Source organism: Xanthomarina sp. (genome assembly GCF_035306605.1).
Taxonomy (GTDB): domain Bacteria; phylum Bacteroidota; class Bacteroidia; order Flavobacteriales; family Flavobacteriaceae; genus Xanthomarina.
In genome coordinates, this window is the sequence record NZ_DATGNR010000045.1 from 1 (window position 1) to 2885 (window position 2885).

General features: G+C 34.8%; 2 protein-coding genes. Both read right to left on the reverse strand.

What is annotated here, in order from left to right:
* Positions 1–90: 90 nt before the first annotated feature.
* The gene (locus VKY41_RS06695; RefSeq protein ID WP_500813665.1) at positions 91–1131 is read right to left on the reverse strand and encodes a hypothetical protein; all 1041 of its coding nucleotides are present in this window, start codon (positions 1129–1131) and stop codon (positions 91–93) included.
* Between the two features lie 303 nt (positions 1132–1434).
* On the reverse strand, positions 1435–2475 hold the full coding sequence (locus tag VKY41_RS06700; protein ID WP_500813666.1) for a hypothetical protein: 1041 nt from the start codon (positions 2473–2475) through the stop codon (positions 1435–1437).
* Between the last annotated feature and the right edge of the window lie 410 nt (positions 2476–2885).

The window sequence follows — 2885 nt, forward strand, 5'->3', positions numbered from 1 at the left end:
AAATAGGTTCTCATGATTTTGAACAATTAGGTCCTTGCTAAAATACAAAAAGCGATGGTCATTACAACCATCGCTTTTCTCAAGGTTAAATTAAGGCAGATTATTAATTTGTAGTATGAGTTCGGTTTCTGTAACTACAGAAGTTTCAGACATAGTAAAAACGCTCGCACCATCTTCACTTATGGTCATTGGTTTTACGGCATATCTCCAGTTTCCATCTTCTTCAGTTACAAAAATCAAGTGGCATTCTATTCCAATAGGAATTTGTCCATAATGTTCACTAAACAATCCAGAAACAGGATCGAAAGAATCAAGATGTGCCAATCCGGTATCTTCACCATCATAAGATAGATAGATGGCACTATTTTTATTGTTGAAACCTGTTGGAACAGCTACATTAATGGTTGTTTTAGGTCTTGGATCGTTGTAAAATCTATCAATATTAGTCCATCCAAATTGATTAAACATCGCATAATACTGTGCAGTCTCTATAAATACACCGTTTCCTTGTCCTGCTGCGTCTACATCAGCTTCTTCCCAGGTAAGATCTCCGTCTTCATCTATATTGCCATACCAAAGAATCATGGCATTATCTGGGCCACCAGTTAGAGCCGTAGGTACTTCTAGATGCATGTAGCAATTGGTTTCAAGAGCAACGCCGTCTTGAGTCGCTTCCAGGAAGAATTCGCCTCCGGTTAACAATAAGGCTTTATCACCATTTGGCATCATCCCCATGGTCGGTTTATTTGTGGTAATCATGTTTCCTTTTTCAAAAATCTCTACATACTCCAAATCGACTAGTCCAGTTACGGCATCGCCATCTTTGGTTAAACAGCTTCCATTAATAGAGATTTTAACCCCATTTGAAGATGTTAAAGTAATATTCCCGTCGTCTGCATTAAACTGAAAGTTTTGAGTAATGTTTTCTAAAGCTTGATTTCTAATATTAGAGAAATCTTGAGCTGTTGGTCTGTCGGCTGCAGGTGCAGGAACATAGTCTACGTCGTCGTTAGAACTGCAACTTGTTAATGCCAAGCTTGCCATAAGTGCGGTTCCAAAAAATGTTTTTAAGGTTTTGCTCATCATGTTCAAGGGTTTTGAATTATGGTGAAATTGCTGTATTGGTTTCATAATTAAATAGATTTTTAAATTGTTATTCATCCTTATATAACCTCGAGTTCTATTTTGTTACCCCTTTATTTAATATTTTTTTAAATTTTGAAATGAAACGCTTCTATAAAATCTGTTTTAATTTGAAAACCTTTGAAAGTACAGGGTTTGATTGAGTTGTTTTTTGAGGAAGGAATTTAAAATAAAGCTAATTCTATAAAAAAAAGCCCTTCAAATCAATGAAAGGCTCTTTAATCCACTGAGTAGAGTGTTCAGTTCTCTCAAATAGCATCTTAAATATGATTAGCAGATTTTTTAATTTTTTTATAAAAGATTATTAATGTCTGAAATAAGTTGTGATTCTGTGCCTACAGAAGTTTCAGATAGACTAAAAATGATAGCTTCATCTTCAGCTATTGTTACCGCTTTTATGGCATATCTCCAGTTTCCGTCTTCTTCGGTTACAAAAATTAAGTGACATTCTATGCCAATTGGAATTTGCCCATAATGTTCGCTGAACAATTTAGTTTGAGCATTGTAGGTATCAAGTTGTGCCAAACCCGTTGCTTCACCATCATACGATAAATAAACCCCACTATTCATATTGTTATATCCTGAAGGAACAGCTACATTTATAGTTGTTTTTGGTCTTGGATCGTTATAGAATCTATCTATATTCGTCCATCCAAAATTATCAAATACCACAAAGTAACTCGTGTTTTGAACAATAACGCCGTTTCCGTGCGTGGTAGGATCATCGTCAACTTCTTCCCAAGTTAGATTTCCGTCTGCATCTATGTTGCCATACCAAAGAATCATGTCGTTATCTGTGCCACCTGTTAATGCGGAAGGTACATCCAAGTTCATGGCGCAATTTGTTTCTAAAATAACACCATCTTGAGTAGCTTCTAAAAAGAACTCGCCACCAGTTAGTAATAAGGCTTTATCGCCATTTGGCATCATTCCCATAGTTGGTTTGTTGGTGGTTAACATATTTCCTTTTTCAAAAATCTCTACATACTCTAAATCGACTATTCCTGTAACGGCATCGCCATCTTTGGTTAAGCAGCTTCCGTCAATAGAGATACTAATGCCATGCGAAGATGTTAAGGTAATATATCCATCGTCTGCATTAAACTGAAAGTTTTGTGTAATGTTTTCTAAAGCTTGATTTCTAATGTTTGCGAAATCTTGGGCAGTTGGTCTATCAGCTTCAGGAGCAGGAACATAATATACATCGTCGTTAGGGCTACAACTTGTTAATGCTAAAATAGCCATAAGTGCGGTTCCAAATACTGGTTTCACAATTTTGCTCACCATGTTCAAAGCGTTTGAATGATGGTGAAATGAATTTATAATTTTCATAATTTAATAGTTTTTCAAATTGATATTCATCTTTATATAAACCCAGATGCTATTTTGTTACCCAATTATTTGATATTTTTTTATAAAATCTTGATCTAAGGACTTTTAAACAGGTCATGTGTTGGAGTTAGTTAGGATTTAAATAAAAAAAAAGACCTTTCAAATGAATGAAAGGTCCGATTTTGCTGAACTACTTCTAATTCAGCTCCCTCATTAATAGCAACTTTTATATCTTTAGTTGAGACTAATTTCTCAAAATTATTTTTAATAGATCTTTACTGCTTTGTAATGAAACTTAGTGTGCAAAGAATCACTGATTTTTAAGTTAAGCATGACTTTACTGGTTTTTAGTTTACTTTAAAACCTATAGGAATGTATGGTTGGCCAATGTTTAGGACTGGACCTCCATT

Bases quoted from the DNA above. Each gene is read 5' to 3' on its own strand.
- VKY41_RS06700 (WP_500813666.1), bottom strand. From the start codon at position 2,475: ATGAAAATTATAAATTCATTTCACCATCATTCAAACGCTTTGAACATG.
- VKY41_RS06695 (WP_500813665.1), bottom strand. From the start codon at position 1,131: ATGAAACCAATACAGCAATTTCACCATAATTCAAAACCCTTGAACATG.